Origin of the sequence: Streptomyces sp. NPDC091292 (assembly GCF_044757265.1) — a bacterium.
Lineage (GTDB): Bacteria > Actinomycetota > Actinomycetes > Streptomycetales > Streptomycetaceae > Streptomyces.
In genome coordinates this window covers 502,474-519,525 of record NZ_JBIVUQ010000001.1, presented here as the reverse complement: position 1 = coordinate 519,525, position 17,052 = coordinate 502,474, and the positions used below count along the sequence as shown (strand labels likewise).

Sequence of the window (17,052 nt, the reverse complement as noted above, 5' to 3'; positions counted from 1 at the left end):
GCTTTCCTGCTAGCGGATCTTGTACTCGTCGTGCGAAATGGCGTGCGCCCATACGGTTGCGAATGCCTCGGAGCACAGCTTGGCCTCGCCGGGGTCATCCGAGATCCGCTGCCCGGCCCACTCTCCGTCACCGGTGAAGTGGTTCCAGCGGATCACGCTGTCATCGAACAGCCAGAAGTCGTTCCCGGGCAGGGCGATACCCGAGGCATGGCGACGAGGGAGCCAGCGGACATCCTCGCCGGCGTGGATGTTGACGACGGTTCCGGAGTGCTCCCAGCGAATGTAGTCGGTGACGGGCTCGGACACGATGCGGGCCCGGCGGACGATCACACCGCGCGCGCCAGCCTCAGAGATGAGGTCGACCCATGATGCCCAGTTCTCTGACGCCGGGTCCGTGTCCCGTTCTCCGGTGCTCAGCCAGAGGGCGAAGTCTTCGGCCTCGTCGCTGACGGCGTACTGGTCTCTCATCTCCAGGTGCACGGCCGAGCGCGTGCACCTGGCCAGGAGATCAGCGAACGTCGGCTCGTTCAACGGCATCGCACGCCTCCCTGATCATGCCCACCATTCGGGCAGGAATACGGATCACGGCCTCGTCGTCCGGGATCCCCGTCGCATGGCCCGGCACCTCGAACGCGGCACACTCCGCTTCCAGTTCAGGGCTCGGCTTCATGCCCTGGAAGATGAGTTCGTTCTGGACCTGATCGACCCACACGGTAGGGCTCTTGTCCTTCTGTGTGCCGGGGTCGATCCCGATGAAGAGTAGTGACATGGCAGCCTCCATCAGTGAGATGGCTTGCATTCTTTGCGTCACGGTGTCGCGGGGTGACGTCGTGGTCAAGGGCGCTAACGCGCCAAAGCCTCAGTGAGTGAGGTGATTTGCAAACATCTGCACATCGCTGGAGGTGGCGTACATGAGGCTTCTAACGTCGACAGGTACGACGAAACCCCGGCGACCGTGTGACCGGCCCCGGGGCGTGGCCGACACTTCCAAGGAGCGCCGACATGGGGAACCGTACAGTCGAAATTCCGTCCTCTGAAGCCGCAGCCCCGGACGCAGCGCTACTGACGGACCGTCTGACCGCGTGGGTGCGGGGTCAGCCGCCGTGTGAGCGGATCGCTGTGGCCGCGCTCATCGAGGAGGACGAGCTGCTGGCGGACGAGTGGGTCCGCGGCCTCCTGGTCACCGAGCACGACGACGGAACGGTCTCGTGCGACTGGCTGCGGTTCGAGGCCCGGTACACCCACGCTCCGGGCCTGACCCCGGCCGACGAGGCGTTCCTCGGCTACATCGTCGCGATCCGCTTCCCCCGCAAGGTCACCTTCTGCGACACCGAGCTGCTGGGCGACCGGCGGCTCGCGATCGTGCTGCGGGCGATGGCCAAACTCGCCGGGTCCGACAGGATCGCCGTGGGGACACGGGTATGACTAGGAGCCTGTTCGCCCTCACCGAGGACGGCGACACGGTGATGTACCCGGACGCCGCCATCGCCTACGAGGCACTGCTCCAGCACACGATCACCTGCGCCCAGTGCAACACGGACCAGAGGAAGTGCGAGCCGGGTACGGCCCTGCGCCGGGCGCTGCGGGAGACCCGCCGGTGACCGCCGCCGGCGAGGACGAGGACCTGACCGACGTCCAGTTCTTCGAGATCCCCGACATACGACTGCTCAGCACCGAGCAGAACGAGGGCACCACCTGCGTGTGGTGCGCCGATCCCCTCGCACCCGGCGTTGGAGTCGACCTGTGCCCCGGCTTCAGATGGGCACCGCGCGCCTGCCTGTCCTGCTACCCGATCCGCGCCGCAGTCGCGAGCACGTACAGGGACCTCTACGCCCACTGGACCACCTGCAAGCAGTGCGAGACCGCCGCCCTGCTGGGGGAACGACTGTGCGACGAGGCCATGCCTGGACAGGCGGCACTCCTACGGGCGCGAACCGCGGCCGACAAAAGCGGACCGGTGTGCTTCTCCTGCCACGACCCCATCACCGACCAGGAACTGACCGGCGGCGTGTTCGCGCCCCTCGAATGGACGGGACCCAGCGCGACTCACAGAGGGTTCATCCACACCGGGGCCTGCATGTGGCGCGAGAGCGCGCTGTGACCGCTGCTGGCGCTGGGCTGGCGTGCCGCGGCTCAGGTCGCGGCGGGTACCTGCCCGTAGACGCTCACCCACCGGTCGCCGCGCATCACGATGTCTGCGGTCTCGACGGGGCGACCGGTGGCCTGGTCGTAGTAGGTCCGCTCGATCGTCATCACCGGGCCGGGCGGGGTCATGCCGAGGGCCTGCGCTTCCTGCCTGGTTGCCATACGGGCACTGACCCGCTCGACGGGATCGCCGACATCGACGGACAGCACCCGCATGCGCGCGGCCACGCCGACGCCCGCGTACGGCCCGACCTCGGGAAGCGCGATCAGCGACTGGCCGGTGAGGGCGAGGGGTTCCCACGATTCGGCGAGCTGCACGGGCAGGTCGTCGGCGAGGTAGACGTACGAGGTGTGCATGATCGGGGCGCCGTGTTCGATCCCAAGCCGAGCGGCGACTCGGTCAGCGGCCTGCTCGGTCGTTGACTCGTGCCGCCAGCTCCCGACCGCGCCCTGCTCAGCCACGCCCTCGGCGAAGGGGCTGTCCTCCGAGCGACGGCGGTGACGCCGGATGAGGAGCGCGGGCATTTCGGAGCCGCGGACGTAGTGTCCGGCGCCGTGACGAGAGATCACGAGGCCCTCGTCTGCGAGGAGTTTGTACGCACGCGTGGCGACGCTGTTGCTGCACGACCACTCGGCGGAGATCTCCGCGACCGATGGCAGGCGCGCACCGGGCGCCAATTCCCCGGACTCGATCCGGACGCGGAGCGCGTCGGCGACCGCCAGGTACATGGGCGTTTCGTCCGTCACGTCCGCCTCCCTTTCGTGTGACCTGCGTGACAGAGTAGTGCCCCGATCGCTACTCTCGTACGAGAGTAAATCTCTCGCACGAGACTTAGGGATGCCGTGCCGTCGATCAACCTGCGCGCAGCCGCATTACGCACCGCGCTGGAGCGCGCCCTCGACGAGCCCGTCCACGTGCTCGTCACACCGGGCGGCATCCGCATCCACGCCACAGCCCCACCAGGAGACGACACCGCCACCTGGACGGCGGTCGTCACCGCCTTGCAAACGGCTGACCGGTGGGGCAGCAGCGACTCGACGGGCGCCCCGGAAATCTGGGCAGAGGTGGACACCCAATGACGAAGAGAGACGTTCCCCGGCTCTGCGACTGGTGCGGCAAGTACGCCGGCGGCACGATCCTCATCCAGATCATCGAGCAGTGCTCCGGGCCTGGCTGGAGCCGGTACGCATGCGCGAGGTGCCGCACCACGTATCACCTCAAGTCGTACCGCCCGGTGGTGTACCGACATGCCCGGTAGCGAGCGGGCCCCGGAGTGCCGCTTCGGCATGCACTGGCTGTGTGCGGGTCGCGGGGCGATACGGCGCGCGGGCGCTCCCGCGTGGGAGGCCCCGCTTCAGACGCTGCACTGTGGCTGCGGCTGCCACGACAAGGCGCCCGCCCCCCAGAGACAGGGCCGTCCGCGCCTGCATTAGACAAGATCGCGGAGGGGTGTGCCGAGGACGTCCGCGATGACGAGCAGATGATCGATGAGGGTCGCATGGGTGCCCTGCTCGATCCGGTTGATCGTCTTGCGGTCGAGGCCGGTCAGTTCACCGAGGCGCTCTTGAGAGATCTGGCGTTCGGTGCGGACGGCGCGAACCCGGTCCCCGATGGCCTGGCGGGCGGCGGGCACCCAGTCGGGCAGGGGATCGGTCGGCACGCGTCCACGCTGGTCGCGTCGATGATCTTTGTCTGTACCATCGTTGGTACATTTACTGCGGACGATCCTGCCGTGAAATAGGACACACGTTCGAGTGACAATTCCGGTTGACCATTGTCCAGCACCGGAATCCGGACAATCATTTACGTGTGCCCGACACGAGTCACCCAGCCCAGCCGCCCACGGCCGCCACGCGCGAGCCCCACACGCTCCAGGCGCCCCGCACATGAACGATCAGGAAGACCACTCGGCGGCCCGTGCACTAACAACCCATCAGGTCGCTCGCCTCGACTACGCCCGCCGCGACCTCGAAACCGCACGGGCAGCCGACCTCGCCACCCTCGAACCGGCTGCGCTCATCCTGATCATCGAACGACTCCGCGCCCGTCTGGACGATGTCCTCCAACTCATCGACGAAACCGATGGGGCATAGCTGCACGTCACAACAAGAAACCCTGTCTCGCGAGCAACGATGATCCCTATTCGTAACCCATCTCTCTTGCCAATATTCGCTCCGCTGACCGCCAGCAAGTGCGTGAGGTCCGTGGCCGCGAACGCGTCGTGCAACTCCGGCGTCACCCGCGACGTGTCACCGACGACCAGCCCCGGCAGCAACGCCCGCGCATCCGGCGCCAGGTCCTCCGTCGCCGCCCGCAGCCCACCCCGCAACCTTCCCGCGAACCGCTGAGTCCCCGACGGCCCCGCCACGACCTCCGGCCCGTCCCGCCCCTTCACCCGCAGCACCGCCGCGATGTCGTCGCCACTCTCGAACGGAGGCGCGAGCCGCGCCGCCACCCGCAACCTCGTCGACGGCAACAGCGCCAGCCAAGCGGCGTCCCGAGCCTGCCCCCGCTGTCCTTCCTCCTTCCCTGCACCAGAGCCCGCCCGGCCCGTCGTGTCCCTGCCCGTGTCGACAATCACCAGCACCGGGGTCCTGGTCGCCGTCACCGCCCCGTCCGCCGTCCTGACCCGGCGCACCTCCGCGTCGATGAGCACGGCCACCGGACCCGCCCGGTCCCCCGTGACCCGGGGCCGCGTACGCCGGGGATCCCCGACCACCTCCACTTCGGCCGTCACCTCGGCGTACTGACGCGCCGCCCCGGGAACCGGCCCACGACGCAGGTCGGCCGTGTGCAGCGCCGCCGAGGTCGCGGAAGCCGCGACGCAGAGCAGCACCGTGGCCCCGGTGACCCGTCCCCACAGCGGCACCCCACGCCACCGGACCCCACCACCGGTGCCCGAACCGCCGCGGCCCCGACCCTGGAATCCGGCGCCCCTGAGCACCTCGGGCACAAGGAGCGCCAGCGCTCCCGTCACGCCCACCGCCACCACGGTCACCGACCATCCGGGCGAGGCCCCGACGACCAGCGCCGCCGTCGCCCAGGCCGCCAGCGCGGGCCCTACCAGGCGCAGGTCGACCGGGCCCTCGCGCCGGGGATGCGACGCCCCGGGACGATTCCCTGAGCCGTCGTGCGCGGCAGTCCGACGCGGTTCCCCTGGTGGGCCCGCCCTGGACCGCACCCCCTCCGGCGCGCTCATGGCCGGACCAGATTCCGCAGATCGGCGAAGCGGCGGTCGCCGATGCCGTTGACCTCGCGCAACTCCTCCACCGAACGGAAACCCCCGTGCTCCGTGCGGTAGTCGATGATGTGCTGCGCCAGAACGGGCCCCACTCCGGGCAGGGTGTCGAGCTGCTGAGCGGTGGCCGAATTGAGCGACACGGGTCCGGTGACCGCGCCCCCGGCGCCCCCGACCGCCGTACCGGTCACGCTCCCCGCACCCGCACCCGCACCGGACGCGCCGGGCGGTCCGCCGACGACCACCTGCTCGCCGTCGACCAGAAGCCGCGCCTGATTCACGCCGACCAGGTCCGTGCCCGGTCGCACCCCGCCCGCCGCTTCCAGTGCGTCGGCCACCCGTGACCCCGCCGGCAGCCGCAGGAGCCCCGGCTCCCGCACCTTCCCACCGACGTCCACCACGATCCGCGCCCCAGCCCCAGCCCCAGCCCCGGCACCCGCACCACCACCCGCCACCGCGCCGGGCACACCACCCGCCTCAGCACCGGCCCCCGCACCCGACTCCGAAGGCGCCGCCCGCACGATCTCCGGCGCCCGCACCGGCTGCGTACGTCCCGTCCAGAAGTGCTGCATCGCCAGGACGGCCGCGACGACCAGGACCACCCCGAGCGCCATCAGACCGCGCCCCTCCAGACCGCACCGCGACTGAAGCCACAGCGGCAGCCGATCCCGGACGGCGAGTGCCGCCCGAGCGCGCCACGAGGGTTCGACCGGCCGGGACGGAGCCTCCGGTGCCGGCTCGTCCCCGGTCTCGCCTCGCACAACCCGGTCGGACAACGGCGGCGGATCCCCACCCACCGGCGCCCTCGGCGGATCGAGCCCCACCTCACCCCGCCCGCGCACCCGCCCGGGTTCGGCGAACAGCGCCTCGGCCCGTCGGCGCAGCACGTCCCCTGCCATGGGACGCCCCCTGCCGTACCCAAGGCCCCGGCGCCCACGGACTCGGCCGTCGGAACCGTGCGCCCGCCCGGGACCACTGGACACTCGGGCTCGCCTGGGCCGCGAAGAAGAGGAGGTAGGAGAAGAGGAAGGCGAAGTGGAAGAGGACAAGGAAGAAGCAGGTCGGGAAGCAGCAGATCGAAGAGTCATGTCTGCGACGGTAGGCACAATCCGCCCACCGCGATGATCTTGCTCAATTCCCGTGGATTACTCGCCAGTTGTGGAAAACTCCGTCACCCGAACCGGTGCCACCCACTTCCGGTAAAGCCGCCCGACGCCGCGCCCCGCACCCTGCGCCCCGCGCCCCGCAGCCCGCATACCCCGCCCTCACCAGGGCGAGACAACGGCCCCCAACAACCCAGGCCCGGTATGCGCCCCGATCACCGCCCCCACCTCACTGACATGCAACTCCTCCAGTCCGGGCACCCGTTCACGAAGACGCTCCGCGAGCGCCGACGCCCGCTCCGGCGCCGCGAGATGGTGCACGGCGATGTCGACACGGCTCGCACCGGCCCGTTCCGCGACGATTTCCTCAAGCCGGGCGATGGCCTTCGAGGCCGTCCGGACCTTCTCCAGAAGCTCGATCCGGCCGCCGTCGAGCTGGAGCAGGGGTTTCACGGCGAGCGCCGAGCCGAGCAGCGCCTGGGCCGCGCCGATCCGGCCCCCGCGCCGCAGATAGTCGAGTGTGTCGACGTAGAAGTAGGCGGAGGTGCCCGCGGCGCGCTTCTCGGCCGCGGTGACGGCCTCGTCGACGGTGCCGCCCGCGTCCGCCGTCTCGGCGGCGGCCAGCGCGCAGAACCCGAGGGCCATGGCGACCATGCCGGTGTCCACGACACGTACCGGCACCGGAGCCCCGCGGGCGGCGAGCACGGCCGCGTCGTACGTACCGGAGAACTCCGAGGACAGGTGCAGCGAGACGATGCCCGTGGCACCGGCGGCGGCGACCCTGCGGTATGTCTCGGCGAAGACCTCGGGGCTGGGCCGCGACGTGGTCACCGGGCGGCGCTTCTGGAGGGCCTGGGCGACGGAGCGGGCCGAGATCTCGGTGCCCTCTTCGAGTGCCTTGTCGCCGAGGACCACGGTGAGGGGCACGGCGGTGATGCCATGGTGCTCCATCGTCCGCTGCGGCAAGTAGGCCGTGGAATCCGTGACGATAGCGACATGGCGGGACATGAGCTGGAGATTACCCGCCGGAACCCCTGGGCGGCAGCCCGGCCCCTGGAGGCGGTACGGACATCACCCTACGGGCAGGACGCCCGCCCCGCGGCCCACTCGGCACGAGGCCCGCGCACCGGCCGTCCGGTCAAGTCGTGCTCTCGGGACGGGTCTTCTTCTGCCACGGGTAGGTGGGCTGCCGTACCGGCGGGGAGATCGCCGGGCGGGCCGGCTGCTGTGCGTCGGGCGACGGTGCGGACGCGCGCGGGTCCGGTGCCTGGGGCTCCGATGTGTGCGGATCCGGCCAGGTCTGGTGGGGCGCGGCGCTGTCGGCTGCCGGGGCGTCGGGCCACGCGGGCGTGGGCGTCGGCGAAGCCTGGGAGTGCGTCGCTCCCGGTGTCGCTCCGGGCGCCGGCTCCGTCGTCGTCCAGTGCCGCAGCGCGCCCGCCTCCATGTCGATCTGGGTGCTCAGCGACTCCAGGTCGTCGTCGGCGAACCGGCGGGCCCGGTCGCGGGCGGCCCAGCGCAAGGAGTCCGCGGCCTTGGTGATCTGCTCGGTGCGCTCGCGCAGGCCGGACAGCCGCTGGGTGAGTCGGATGCGGTCCGGTTCGGTCTCCAGGCGCTTCAGCTCGTGGTCCAGCTCATGGCCGTGGGAGCTGAGCCGGGCGAAGAGGGCGAGCGACTCCTTCAGGGACTCGTCGTCGGCCACGCCCTCCTGAAGCGCGTCCTGCGTGGCCCGCATCGAGGTGCGCAGACGCAGTCTGAGCTGGGCCAGCTCGCCGGCGGGACCGGGCTGGGCGAAGGTCTTGGCCCGCAGAGTGGTGTCCTCCACCGTCCGCCGCGCCTGAGTGATGGTGCGGTCCACGCCCCGCTTGGCGGCGCCGACGACCTTGACGGTCGCATAGACGCCGAGTGCGACGAACAGGACGAAGAGCAGCGCCACGACAGCGATCACGGCTTCCATGACGCTCCTCTCAGGTGGGACACGACCGGGTGGGACACGACCGGGTGGGGCACGAGCCCCTTCCACCGTAAACGGAAACGGCAGGCCGAGGGTTCCAGCCGAACCCCCAACCTGCCCGTAGGGGACTACCCCGAATCGGAGACTGCCCCGGATCCTTACGCGGGCACGATGTTCACCAGCTTCGGTGCCCGGACCACGACCTTGCGGATCCCGGCGCCGTCCAGCGCGGCCCGCACCTTCTCGTCGGCCAGCGCGATCTTCTCCAGCTCCTCGTCGGAGATCGACGGGGAGACCTCCAGGCGCGCCTTGACCTTGCCCTTGACCTGGACGACGCAGGTCACGGTCTCGTCGACCACGTACGCGGGGTCGGCGACGGGGAAGTCCTGGTGGACGACCGAGTCGGTGTGGCCCAGCTTGTGCCACAGTTCCTCGGCGATGTGCGGGGCCAGCGGGGCGACCAGCAGGACCAGGGGTTCGGCGATCGCGCGCGGGATCGCGACCGCCGCCTTCGTCAGGTGGTTGTTCAGCTCGGTGACCTTGGCGATGGCGGTGTTGAAGCGCAGGCCGTCCAGGTCCTGACGGACGCCGTCGACGGCCTTGTGCAGCGCGCGCAGGGTGGCTTCGTCGGGTTCGCCGTCGACCACGGTGACCTCGCCGGTGTCCTCGTCGACGATGTTGCGCCACAGCCGCTGCAGCAGTCGGTACTGGCCCACCACCGCGCGCGTGTCCCACGGCCGTGAGACGTCCAGCGGGCCCATCGCCATCTCGTACAGGCGCAGGGTGTCCGCTCCGTACTCGGCGCAGATCTCGTCCGGCGTGACGGCGTTCTTCAGGGACTTGCCCATCTTGCCCAGCAGCCGGGAGGCCTGCTCGCCCTGGTAGTAGTAGGCGCCGTCGCGCTCCTCGACCTCGGCGGCCGGTACGGCGATGCCCCGGCTGTCGCGGTAGACGTACGCCTGGATCATGCCCTGGTTGAACAGCTTGTGGAACGGCTCGGCCGAGGAGATGTGCCCCAGGTCGAACAGGACCTTCGACCAGAAGCGCGCGTACAGCAGGTGCAGTACGGCGTGTTCGGCACCGCCGACATACAGGTCGACGCCACCGGTCGGCAGCCCCGCGCGCGGGCCCATCCAGTACTGCTCGATGCCGGGATCGACCAGCTTCTCGCTGTTGTGCGGGTCCAGGTAACGCAGCTCGTACCAGCAGGAGCCCGCCCAGTTGGGCATGGTGTTGGTCTCGCGCCGGTACGCGCGCGGGCCGCGTCCGTCGCCCAGGTCCAGGGTGACGTTCACCCACTCCTGGTTCCGGGACAGCGGGGTCTCCGGCTGGGTGTCGGCGTCGTCCGGGTCGAAGGTGCGCGGCGAGTAGTCGTCCACCTCCGGCAGTTCCAGGGGCAGCATCGAGTCGGGCAGCGCGTGGGCGGTGCCGTCCTCGTCGTAGACGATCGGGAAGGGCTCGCCCCAGTAGCGCTGGCGGCTGAACAGCCAGTCGCGCAGACGGAAGTTGACGGTGCCCCGGCCGATGCCCTTGCGCTCCAGCCACTCGGTGATGCGCGCCTTGGCGTCGACCACGCCCAGGCCGTCCAGGGTGACGTCGTCGCTCGCGGAGTTGACGATGGCCGCGTCATAGGAGGCGAACGCGTCGTCCCAGGTGGACGGGTCGGTGCCGCGGTCGTCGCTCGGCGCCACGACGCAGCGCATCGGCAGTTCGAAGGCGCGCGCGAAGGCGAAGTCGCGGGTGTCGTGCGCGGGGACGGCCATGATGGCGCCGGTTCCGTAGCCCATCAGGACGTAGTCGGCGATGAAGACGGGGACCTGTTCGCCGCTGACGGGGTTGGTCGCGTACGCGCCGGTGAAGACGCCGGTCTTGTCCTTGGCCTCGGCCTGGCGCTCCACGTCGGACTTGGCGGCGGCCTGCTTGCGGTAGGCGGTGACGGCGTCGGCGGGGGTGGCGTGGCCGCCGGTCCACACGTCGTGCGTGGACTCGGGCCAGGTGGCCGGGACGATCCGGTCGACCAGGTCGTGTTCGGGCGCCAGAACCATGTAGGTGGCGCCGAACAGAGTGTCCTGGCGGGTCGTGAAGACGGTGATGGCCTCGGAGTCGCCGACGGGGAAGTCGACCCGTGCGCCTTCGGAGCGGCCGATCCAGTTGCGCTGCTGCAGCTTGATGGCCTCGGGCCAGTCCAGGGCGTCCAGGTCGTTCAGCAGCCGGTCGGCGTAGGCCGTGATGCGCATGTTCCACTGGCGCAGCTTGGCCTTGAAGACGGGGAAGTTGCCGCGCTCGGAGCGACCGTCGGCGGTGACCTCCTCGTTGGCCAGGACGGTGCCCAGACCGGGGCACCAGTTGACGGGCGCGTCGGAGGCGTAGGCCAGGCGGAACTCGCTCAGGACGTCGGCGCGTTCGGTGGCGGTCATCTCGTGCCACGCGCGCGGGGAGCCCGGTACGGCGCGGTCGCCGCTCTCGAACTGGGCGATCAGCTGGTCGATGGGGCGGGCCTTGCCGGCGTCCTCGTCGTACCAGGAGTTGAAGATGCGCAGGAAGATCCACTGGGTCCAGCGGTAGTACTCCGGGTCGATCGTCGCGATCGAGCGGCGCTGGTCGTGTCCCAGGCCCAGCCGGCGCAGCTGCCGCTTCATGTTGTCCATGGCGGCCTCGGTGGACACGCGCGGGTGCGTGCCGGTGGCGACGGCGTGCTGCTCCGCGGGCAGGCCGAACGCGTCGAAGCCCAGCGTGTGCAGGACGTTGTGACCGGTCATCCGCTGATAGCGGGCGAAGACGTCGGTGGCGATGTACCCCAGCGGGTGGCCGACGTGCAGTCCCGTGCCGGACGGGTACGGGAACATGTCCATGATGAACTTCTTGGGGCGGGCCACGACGGCCGGGTCGCCGGCCAGGTCACCCGTCGGGTTGGGCGCCTCATAGGTGCCTTCGGCGTCCCAGAAGTCCTGCCAGCGTGCCTCGATGTCGGCCGCCATGGCGGCCGTGTAGCGGTGCGGCGCTGCCACGTCGGCAGCGGAATTCGTCTCGCTCATGATCCCTAAAGCTCCATCGATCGTCATCTGCCAGCGGTCCGGGACCTGTTGGGAGCCCGTTCGGAAATGAAAAAACCCCTCGCACAGGAGGGGGCGCCGCGCCGATTCCGACCGGATCTCTCATCCGTCGGGACTGATCAGCGCGGCCCGCTAAGCAGAAGGCGTACGGCACGCATGGCGCCAGGGTACCGCAGGGCCTGTACGGGCCGCGACGCAGTTGGGTGCCGCCCCCGCGCGCGTGGGGGACGACAGGCGGTGAACCGCCTCGAACGACCTCGACCCATTTGTGAACGATCGATGGCGACGGTGTGAGCAGTCACACACAACAAGCGTTGGCCAACGATTACCGCGCGTACCCACCCCTATCGGGACAACGCCAAGATCATGTCGCCCTTTGATAACAACGCAATAACTGAAAGCCCGTACCCCTCGGTATGGAGCGACCTAGAGTGCCGCCGCGGGACCACTTTGCCGCGTCATTCGGAGTTGCCCCATGAACCCTCGTCGCACAGACCGTCCGTACAGCGCCCCGAGCCCCTGGGCCCGGGGAGGTATGGCGGCCGGCGTCATGTTGCTCATACCCGTGATCGTCCTCATCGGAGGTGATGGTTTCCGCGACTTCCTGAACTTCGGCGCGGGAGTCCTGTCACTGGTCTCGCTCACCTGCTCGGTGATCTGGGGCCTCGTCGCCACGGACCGGCTGTTCCTCAGTACTCGGCAGCGTCTGATCGCGCAGGCCATCCACCGCTCGACCGCGGTCGCCTCGATCGCCTTCCTCTTTCTGCACATCACCGTCAAGATCGCCCTCGACCACACCACGGTGCTCGCCGCCCTGGTCCCCTTCAGCCTCGGTGTGAGCGGTACGGCGGCCCTGATCGGCTTCGGGTCCCTGGCGGCGCTGCTCATGGTGGTGACCGGACTGACGGGCGCCCTGCGCAGCGCGTTCGCCTCGCCCGCGCCGGTCGCGGCCCGCTGGCGTGCGGTGCACACGCTGGCGTACCCGGCCTGGTGCTCGGCCCTGGTGCACGGGCTGTTCGCCGGGCGTCCCGCGAACGGGTGGGTCGTGGCGATGTACTCCCTGTGCCTGCTGGCCGTCATCGGCGCCATCTCGCTGCGCTCCGCGCCCCTCCCGGTGAAGCGGAGGGTCGCCGCCCAAATCCTGGCGGTCCTCCAGCCAGGCGGACGCCCCGGGGACCGTGAGCGCCTGCCGCGCCGGGACACCACCGAGATGCCCCTGCCGGGCGTGGCCGCCCCCGCGCGCGGTGACACGCGCGGTGACACCGGTTCGATGCCGTCCGTCCCCACCGGGCCCCCGCGCGACGAGCGCGACCGGCGCGCATCGCAGGCACCGCGGATGCCCGCGCCGAGCCCGCCCCTGTACGAGGCTCCGCGCCGCCCCTCCGAGCCCCGCCAGACCGGCGCGAGCCTCGGCATGGCGGCGGCCTATCGCGCGGTGTCCATGCCCCCGCCCCCGTACCCCGAGGAGCTGCCGGGGACCTTCCCCGACGACTTCCGCGCCGCACAGGCCTCGTACGGGCCCGCGCAGCCGCCGCCGGACGTCCGGCCCACCGAAGTCCTCCCGCGCGCCGACGAGGGCCTCACCGGCCGCTGGCCGGCCCCTTCCCCGCCGCCCCCGGCCGAGGCTCCCGCGTCCGCGTACGACCCCGCCGACGAGACCCCGTACGCGGGTACCCAGGGCTACGGCGCCCAGACCGCCCAGAACGCCCAGACCTACGGCACACAGGCGTACGCCGGCCCCACGTACGACACCCCCACGTACGACACCCCCTCGTACGGCGCCCCCGACTACGGCACACCGACCCGCGACCCGGCCGCCTACCCGGCCCCCGAGTTTGCCGAACGCCCGAACGATCCCGCCACCGAGCCGCTGCCGGGCCCTTTCCAGGCACCCAGCTCCGGTGAGCCCTGGAACGCTCCCACCGGAGGATTCAAGTGAACGGCGCACTGCCCGACGTCCCCGAGGTCCGTGTGGTCGGCCTCCCTCAGTTGACGTCGGGTTTCGACCTCGTCGAGCGGCTCGACCTGGGCATGCATCTGAAGGTGCACGGGCCGCTCGAACCCATCGGTGGTGAGCAGTTGGCGGCGCTCGCCGAGCGGATATCGCTGAAGGGGCGCGGCGGCGCGGGCTTCCCGTTCGCCAAGAAGCTGCGGTCCGTGGCCGACTCGGCGATCCGCAGGGGCGTGCGCCCGGTGGTCGTCGTCAACGGCAGTGAGGACGAGCCGGCGTGTCGCAAGGACACCGTCCTGATCAACCGCGCTCCCCATCTCATCCTGGACGGCGCCCTGCTGGCCGCCGAGGCGCTGGGCGCGCGCACGCTGGTGATCGGGGTGACGCGTGACTCGACCGAGCGGTCGATGCAGCAGGCGCTCGCCGAGCGCGGGCTGTCCAACCGGCGCGGATCGGCCCTTCGCGCGCGCGTGCAGCGCAATCCGGTACGCATGGTCACCGGCGAGTCGTCGGCGCTGATCCGTTCGGCCGACGGCGGTCCCGCGATGCCGCCGGGCCGCAAGGTGCGGGCGTCGGACTCGGGCGTGGGCGGCGCGCCGACCCTGCTGTCCAACGCGGAGACGTTCGCCCAACTCGCCGTCGCCGCCCGTATCGGCGCCGACCGCTACCGCAACACCGGCCTCCAGGACGAGCCTGGCACAGTCATGCTCACCGTCTCCGGGGCTGTCGCACGGCCCATGGTCCTGGAGGTCCCGTCGGGCGTTCCGCTGCGTTACGTGCTCCAGCTGGCCGGCGCGCCGCCGCTGCCGCAGGGTGTGCTGACGGGCGGCTATCACGGCAAGTGGATGGACGCGACGGCCGCGCACGACGCCGTCGTCTCGCGCGCGTCGATGGACGCGGCGGGCGGTGCGCTCGGCGCGGGCGCGATCCTGCCCATCGGCCAGGACACCTGCCCGCTCGGTGAGGCCCTGCTCGTGGCGCAGTGGCTGGCCGCCGAGAGCGCCGGCCAGTGCGGGCCCTGCTACCTCGGGCTGCCGGCCGCCGCGCGCGGTCTGGAGGACATCCTGAACGGCGGTGGACCGGCCGCCCTGGAGGCGCTGCGGCAGATCACGCAGGCCGTGAAGCGGCGCGGCGCGTGCAAGCATCCGGACGGTTCTGCGGCCTTCATCGAGTCGACCGTGTCGGCGTTCACGGACGATCTCGCCGCGCACGTCCTGGGCAGCGGCTGCGGCCGTCCCGTACAGGGGGTCCTGCCGCTCCAGGACGAGGCGGCGCCGACCGCCGGAGCCGGGGGCGGGGACACCGGGCCGAGCGGTCAGCGGCTGGCGGTCGACTGGACGCTGTGCCAGGGACACGGGCTGTGCGCGGACATCGTCCCGGAGCTGATCCAGCTCGGCCCCGACGGGTATCCGTCGGTCGCGGAGGCGTCGGTGCCCAGGTACTCGCAGGCGCGCGCGGTACGCGCCGTGCGGCGGTGCCCCGCTCTCGCGCTGCGCCTGGAGGAGGACCCGTCGAAGCCCGCCGCGCGGCCGTCGCTGCCCGTGCTGCCTCCGGGCCGTGGCCGCAGGGCGCTCGGCAGCGGCCGGGACTGACCCGGACGACCGGGAAACGGGGGAAAACACCAACGGGGGAACAAAGGCGCGCACGAGAAGAGGGCCACCCGTCCGGGTGGCCCTCTCAACCGCTGTGGAGCTAAGGAGAATTGAACTCCTGACCTCCTGCATGCCATGCAGGCGCTCTACCAACTGAGCTATAGCCCCTTGTGATGCGATTCCGCCCGGTTGTCGCGGCGGCGACGCCAACAGTACACGGTTGGCCGGGGGCACCGCCAAATCGTTTCTGGTCTGTGGTGATTAGGCCGGTACTGTCAGCTTTTGTGACTCTGCTCGCCCTCCCCCGTGTCCGCCCGCGCACGGCCCTCGCCGCGGTCATCTGCCTGCTCTCCTTCACGGCCTTCTGGTACGCCCAGCGCGCGGCCGACGTATCCATGATCGACGTGATGGTCTACCGCGCGGAGGGGGCGACCGTCCGGGCCGGCGGCGACCTCTACGCGCTGCGGGCCACGCCGGTCGGGCTTCCCGCGACCTATCCCCCGTTCGCCGCACTGCTGTTCACGCCGTTGACGCTGGTGAGCACGGAGACCATGCGGACGCTCGCGACCTTGGGGAACCTCGCCCTCGTCGTCGTTCTCGCGCGCTACTCCCTGCTGTTCGTCGGCCACGCGCGCGTGGCGGCCGTGTGGTGGGTCGCGGCGGCGGCCGTCTGGTCCGAGCCGGTGTGGGGGACGCTCCGCTACGGGCAGGTCAACCTGCTGCTCGCGGTCCTGGTGCTGTGGGATCTGACCCGGCGCGGAAGGCACCCCCTCGCGGGCGTGGGCATCGGGATCGCCGCCGCGATCAAGCTGACCCCGGGCCTGTTCATCGCGTTCCTGCTGCTCACCGGCGTGGCGGCGGCCGTACGACAGGGCGGGGGCGTACGGGCCGCGTTCCACGGTCCGGCCGGGGTCTGGCTGCGCCCCGCGCGCGTGGCCGTCGCCACCTTCGCCGGCGCGAGCCTGCTGACGGCCGTCGTCCTGCCGTACGACTCACGCCGTTTCTGGACCGAGGTGATCTTCGATACGAGCCGGGCCGGGCACACGGAGCAGACCGCGAACCAGTCGCTGCGCGGGGTGCTGGCCCGGCTGCTGCACACCGCGGACCCGGGGGCCGTGTGGCTGCTCGCCGCCGCCGTGGTGGGGGCGGCGGGGCTCACGGTGGCGGTGGCGTCCGCGCTGCGCGGGGAGCACGCCTGGGCGGCCGTCGCCTGCGGTACGACGGCCCTGCTGGTCAGCCCGGTGTCGTGGTCGCACCACTGGGTGTGGTGCGTGCCGATGGTGGTCCTCCTCGCGCGCGAGGCGCACCGGAGGGGCGGAGCGGCCCGCTGGGCGGCCGTGTGGACCACGGCGGCCGTCTTCTACTCGTTCGCCGTGTGGTGGGTGCCGCACGGCCCCTGGCGCCCGGAACTGCACCAGAACGCGCCCCAGTTCACGCTGTCGGCGCTCTACACGCTGACCGGGTGCGCCTTCCTGGTGATCGCCGGGCTCCGCGCCCTCAGGAGCGCACCACGGCTCGGCGCCGCACCACCGCCCCCGCGGCGCGCTCAGGCCGTCGCGAACGAGTAGAAACGCTTCAGCGTGCAGTGCTCGTCGAGCAGCCGCCCGTAGATCGGCTCGCCCTCCAACTCGCGGTACGTCTCGATGGGGTCGCCTTTTATGATCAGCGCGCGTGCGCACTCCTCGCACCAGTACTGGTAGTCCGGATTCACCGGTTCCATGTCGCGGACGATCGGCGTACCGCCGCCGCACCAGTCGCACTTTCGCCTGTGTGCACCCATCGATCAGCTCCAGCTGTGGCCGCAGGCCGTGCACACGTAGGAGATTCCGCCGTTGTCGCCGAGCACTTGCGCGACATGGGCAGAACCGCAGGACGGGCAGGTGATGAGGGTCCGGGAGGGGGACTCCGAAGGAGCGGCTTCCGTGCGTGGCTCCGCCACGCCGAGGAGGTGGTCGTCCTCCTCGTGGATGCTCGCAGGCATCACTGCTCCCTCCCGTCGGGCCGCGCTCCCTTCCGGC

General features: G+C 70.9%; 20 protein-coding genes, 1 tRNA gene and 1 pseudogene. 10 read left to right on the top strand and 12 right to left on the bottom strand.

Features of this window, described 5'->3' with window-relative positions:
- Positions 1–9: 9 nt before the first annotated feature.
- On the bottom strand, positions 10–537 hold the full coding sequence (locus tag ACIQNU_RS02220) for a DUF6879 family protein (RefSeq protein WP_401359887.1): 528 nt from the start codon (positions 535–537) through the stop codon (positions 10–12).
- Entirely contained in the window at positions 509–769 is a 261-nt protein-coding gene (locus ACIQNU_RS02215; protein WP_401359885.1) for a hypothetical protein, read from the bottom strand. The genes ACIQNU_RS02220 and ACIQNU_RS02215 overlap by 29 nt, the downstream gene beginning before the upstream one ends.
- Before the next feature lie 233 nt (positions 770–1,002).
- On the opposite strand from ACIQNU_RS02215, the gene ACIQNU_RS02210 reads away from it, so the two are divergent.
- Genes ACIQNU_RS02210 through ACIQNU_RS02200 form a run of 3 tightly spaced genes read left to right on the top strand, consistent with a single transcriptional unit; the run spans position 1,003 to position 2,101 of the window.
- Positions 1,003–1,425, top strand: coding sequence for a hypothetical protein (locus tag ACIQNU_RS02210; RefSeq protein WP_401359882.1), 423 nt, complete (start codon positions 1,003–1,005; stop codon positions 1,423–1,425).
- Complete coding sequence (locus tag ACIQNU_RS02205) at positions 1,422–1,601, top strand: hypothetical protein (protein WP_401359879.1); 180 nt, start codon at positions 1,422–1,424, stop codon at positions 1,599–1,601. The genes ACIQNU_RS02210 and ACIQNU_RS02205 overlap by 4 nt, the downstream gene beginning before the upstream one ends.
- Positions 1,598–2,101, top strand: a complete 504-nt coding sequence (locus tag ACIQNU_RS02200) for a hypothetical protein (protein ID WP_401359876.1) — start codon at positions 1,598–1,600, stop codon at positions 2,099–2,101. Before ACIQNU_RS02205 ends, ACIQNU_RS02200 begins: the two co-directional genes overlap by 4 nt.
- A gap of 32 nt (positions 2,102–2,133) precedes the next feature.
- Here ACIQNU_RS02200 and ACIQNU_RS02195 read toward each other — a convergent pair whose 3' ends face one another.
- Entirely contained in the window at positions 2,134–2,892 is a 759-nt protein-coding gene (locus tag ACIQNU_RS02195; protein ID WP_401359873.1) for a GntR family transcriptional regulator, read from the bottom strand.
- Between the two features lie 96 nt (positions 2,893–2,988).
- Here ACIQNU_RS02195 and ACIQNU_RS02190 point away from each other — a divergent pair, with 96 nt between their 5' ends.
- Positions 2,989–3,225: a hypothetical protein gene (locus ACIQNU_RS02190; RefSeq protein ID WP_401359871.1), complete on the top strand. Its 237-nt coding sequence runs from the start codon at positions 2,989–2,991 to the stop codon at positions 3,223–3,225.
- Complete coding sequence (locus tag ACIQNU_RS02185; protein WP_401359868.1) at positions 3,222–3,404, top strand: hypothetical protein; 183 nt, start codon at positions 3,222–3,224, stop codon at positions 3,402–3,404. The genes ACIQNU_RS02190 and ACIQNU_RS02185 overlap by 4 nt, the downstream gene beginning before the upstream one ends.
- A gap of 171 nt (positions 3,405–3,575) precedes the next feature.
- On the opposite strand, the gene ACIQNU_RS02180 is transcribed toward ACIQNU_RS02185, so the two are convergent.
- Positions 3,576–3,806: a helix-turn-helix domain-containing protein gene (locus ACIQNU_RS02180; RefSeq protein WP_401359866.1), complete on the bottom strand. Its 231-nt coding sequence runs from the start codon at positions 3,804–3,806 to the stop codon at positions 3,576–3,578.
- 226 nt (positions 3,807–4,032) lie between these two features.
- Between ACIQNU_RS02180 and ACIQNU_RS02175 the strand changes: the two genes are divergently transcribed.
- The gene (locus ACIQNU_RS02175) at positions 4,033–4,239 is read left to right on the top strand and encodes a hypothetical protein (RefSeq protein ID WP_401359863.1); all 207 of its coding nucleotides are present in this window, start codon (positions 4,033–4,035) and stop codon (positions 4,237–4,239) included.
- 80 nt (positions 4,240–4,319) lie between these two features.
- Here the strand turns inward: ACIQNU_RS02175 and ACIQNU_RS02170 are convergent.
- Positions 4,320–4,514 (bottom strand): annotated as a pseudogene (locus ACIQNU_RS02170) (ComEC/Rec2 family competence protein); the annotation flags it as partial.
- A 199-nt stretch (positions 4,515–4,713) separates the two neighbouring features.
- On the opposite strand from ACIQNU_RS02170, the gene ACIQNU_RS02165 reads away from it, so the two are divergent.
- Complete coding sequence (locus ACIQNU_RS02165) at positions 4,714–4,896, top strand: hypothetical protein (RefSeq protein ID WP_401362560.1); 183 nt, start codon at positions 4,714–4,716, stop codon at positions 4,894–4,896.
- Positions 4,897–5,341: 445 nt separating this feature from the next.
- Here ACIQNU_RS02165 and ACIQNU_RS02160 read toward each other — a convergent pair whose 3' ends face one another.
- The 4 genes from ACIQNU_RS02160 to leuS all read right to left on the bottom strand — a co-directional run bounded on the left by ACIQNU_RS02160 (position 5,342) and on the right by leuS (position 11,473).
- Positions 5,342–6,283 carry a helix-hairpin-helix domain-containing protein gene (locus ACIQNU_RS02160; RefSeq protein ID WP_401359861.1) on the bottom strand — a complete coding sequence of 314 codons (942 nt, stop codon included), beginning with the start codon at positions 6,281–6,283 and terminating at the stop codon, positions 5,342–5,344.
- Between the two features lie 366 nt (positions 6,284–6,649).
- Complete coding sequence (locus tag ACIQNU_RS02155; protein WP_401359859.1) at positions 6,650–7,495, bottom strand: DegV family protein; 846 nt, start codon at positions 7,493–7,495, stop codon at positions 6,650–6,652.
- Positions 7,496–7,625: 130 nt separating this feature from the next.
- A complete protein-coding gene (locus ACIQNU_RS02150) occupies positions 7,626–8,441 on the bottom strand; it encodes a hypothetical protein (RefSeq protein ID WP_401359857.1) in 816 nt (271 codons plus the stop codon).
- Between the two features lie 155 nt (positions 8,442–8,596).
- Complete coding sequence (gene leuS, locus ACIQNU_RS02145; RefSeq protein WP_401359854.1) at positions 8,597–11,473, bottom strand: leucine--tRNA ligase; 2,877 nt, start codon at positions 11,471–11,473, stop codon at positions 8,597–8,599.
- Between the two features lie 568 nt (positions 11,474–12,041).
- Here leuS and ACIQNU_RS02140 point away from each other — a divergent pair.
- Together ACIQNU_RS02140 and ACIQNU_RS02135 are read left to right on the top strand one after the other, a co-directional pair.
- A complete protein-coding gene (locus tag ACIQNU_RS02140; protein ID WP_401359851.1) occupies positions 12,042–13,430 on the top strand; it encodes a cytochrome b/b6 domain-containing protein in 1,389 nt (462 codons plus the stop codon).
- Complete coding sequence (locus ACIQNU_RS02135; protein WP_401359849.1) at positions 13,427–15,034, top strand: NADH-ubiquinone oxidoreductase-F iron-sulfur binding region domain-containing protein; 1,608 nt, start codon at positions 13,427–13,429, stop codon at positions 15,032–15,034. Before ACIQNU_RS02140 ends, ACIQNU_RS02135 begins: the two co-directional genes overlap by 4 nt.
- A 95-nt stretch (positions 15,035–15,129) precedes the next feature.
- Here ACIQNU_RS02135 and ACIQNU_RS02130 read toward each other — a convergent pair.
- Positions 15,130–15,202, bottom strand: a tRNA-Ala gene (locus tag ACIQNU_RS02130).
- A 116-nt stretch (positions 15,203–15,318) separates the two neighbouring features.
- On the opposite strand from ACIQNU_RS02130, the gene ACIQNU_RS02125 reads away from it, so the two are divergent.
- A complete protein-coding gene (locus ACIQNU_RS02125; protein ID WP_401359846.1) occupies positions 15,319–16,602 on the top strand; it encodes a glycosyltransferase 87 family protein in 1,284 nt (427 codons plus the stop codon).
- Here ACIQNU_RS02125 and ACIQNU_RS02120 read toward each other — a convergent pair.
- Both ACIQNU_RS02120 and ACIQNU_RS02115 read right to left on the bottom strand, forming a co-directional pair.
- On the bottom strand, positions 16,581–16,814 hold the full coding sequence (locus tag ACIQNU_RS02120) for a hypothetical protein (protein WP_255951692.1): 234 nt from the start codon (positions 16,812–16,814) through the stop codon (positions 16,581–16,583). The genes ACIQNU_RS02125 and ACIQNU_RS02120 overlap by 22 nt on opposite strands.
- Before the next feature lie 3 nt (positions 16,815–16,817).
- Positions 16,818–17,015: a hypothetical protein gene (locus ACIQNU_RS02115; protein ID WP_401359845.1), complete on the bottom strand. Its 198-nt coding sequence runs from the start codon at positions 17,013–17,015 to the stop codon at positions 16,818–16,820.
- Between the last annotated feature and the right edge of the window lie 37 nt (positions 17,016–17,052).

What these genes read in the sequence shown, in the direction of transcription:
- ACIQNU_RS02150 (WP_401359857.1), bottom strand. Translation starts at nt 8,441, where the DNA reads ATGGAAGCCGTGATCGCTGTCGTGGCGCTGCTCTTCGTCCTGTTCGTC.
- ACIQNU_RS02140 (WP_401359851.1), top strand. Translation starts at nt 12,042, where the DNA reads ATGTTGCTCATACCCGTGATCGTCCTCATCGGAGGTGATGGTTTCCGC.
- ACIQNU_RS02160 (WP_401359861.1), bottom strand. Translation starts at nt 6,283, where the DNA reads ATGGCAGGGGACGTGCTGCGCCGACGGGCCGAGGCGCTGTTCGCCGAA.
- ACIQNU_RS02155 (WP_401359859.1), bottom strand. Translation starts at nt 7,495, where the DNA reads ATGTCCCGCCATGTCGCTATCGTCACGGATTCCACGGCCTACTTGCCG.
- ACIQNU_RS02185 (WP_401359868.1), top strand. Translation starts at nt 3,222, where the DNA reads ATGACGAAGAGAGACGTTCCCCGGCTCTGCGACTGGTGCGGCAAGTAC.
- ACIQNU_RS02215 (WP_401359885.1), bottom strand. Translation starts at nt 769, where the DNA reads ATGTCACTACTCTTCATCGGGATCGACCCCGGCACACAGAAGGACAAG.
- ACIQNU_RS02210 (WP_401359882.1), top strand. Translation starts at nt 1,003, where the DNA reads ATGGGGAACCGTACAGTCGAAATTCCGTCCTCTGAAGCCGCAGCCCCG.
- ACIQNU_RS02220 (WP_401359887.1), bottom strand. Translation starts at nt 537, where the DNA reads ATGCCGTTGAACGAGCCGACGTTCGCTGATCTCCTGGCCAGGTGCACG.
- ACIQNU_RS02120 (WP_255951692.1), bottom strand. Translation starts at nt 16,814, where the DNA reads ATGGGTGCACACAGGCGAAAGTGCGACTGGTGCGGCGGCGGTACGCCG.
- leuS (WP_401359854.1), bottom strand. Translation starts at nt 11,473, where the DNA reads ATGAGCGAGACGAATTCCGCTGCCGACGTGGCAGCGCCGCACCGCTAC.
- ACIQNU_RS02175 (WP_401359863.1), top strand. Translation starts at nt 4,033, where the DNA reads ATGAACGATCAGGAAGACCACTCGGCGGCCCGTGCACTAACAACCCAT.
- ACIQNU_RS02115 (WP_401359845.1), bottom strand. Translation starts at nt 17,015, where the DNA reads ATGCCTGCGAGCATCCACGAGGAGGACGACCACCTCCTCGGCGTGGCG.
- ACIQNU_RS02205 (WP_401359879.1), top strand. Translation starts at nt 1,422, where the DNA reads ATGACTAGGAGCCTGTTCGCCCTCACCGAGGACGGCGACACGGTGATG.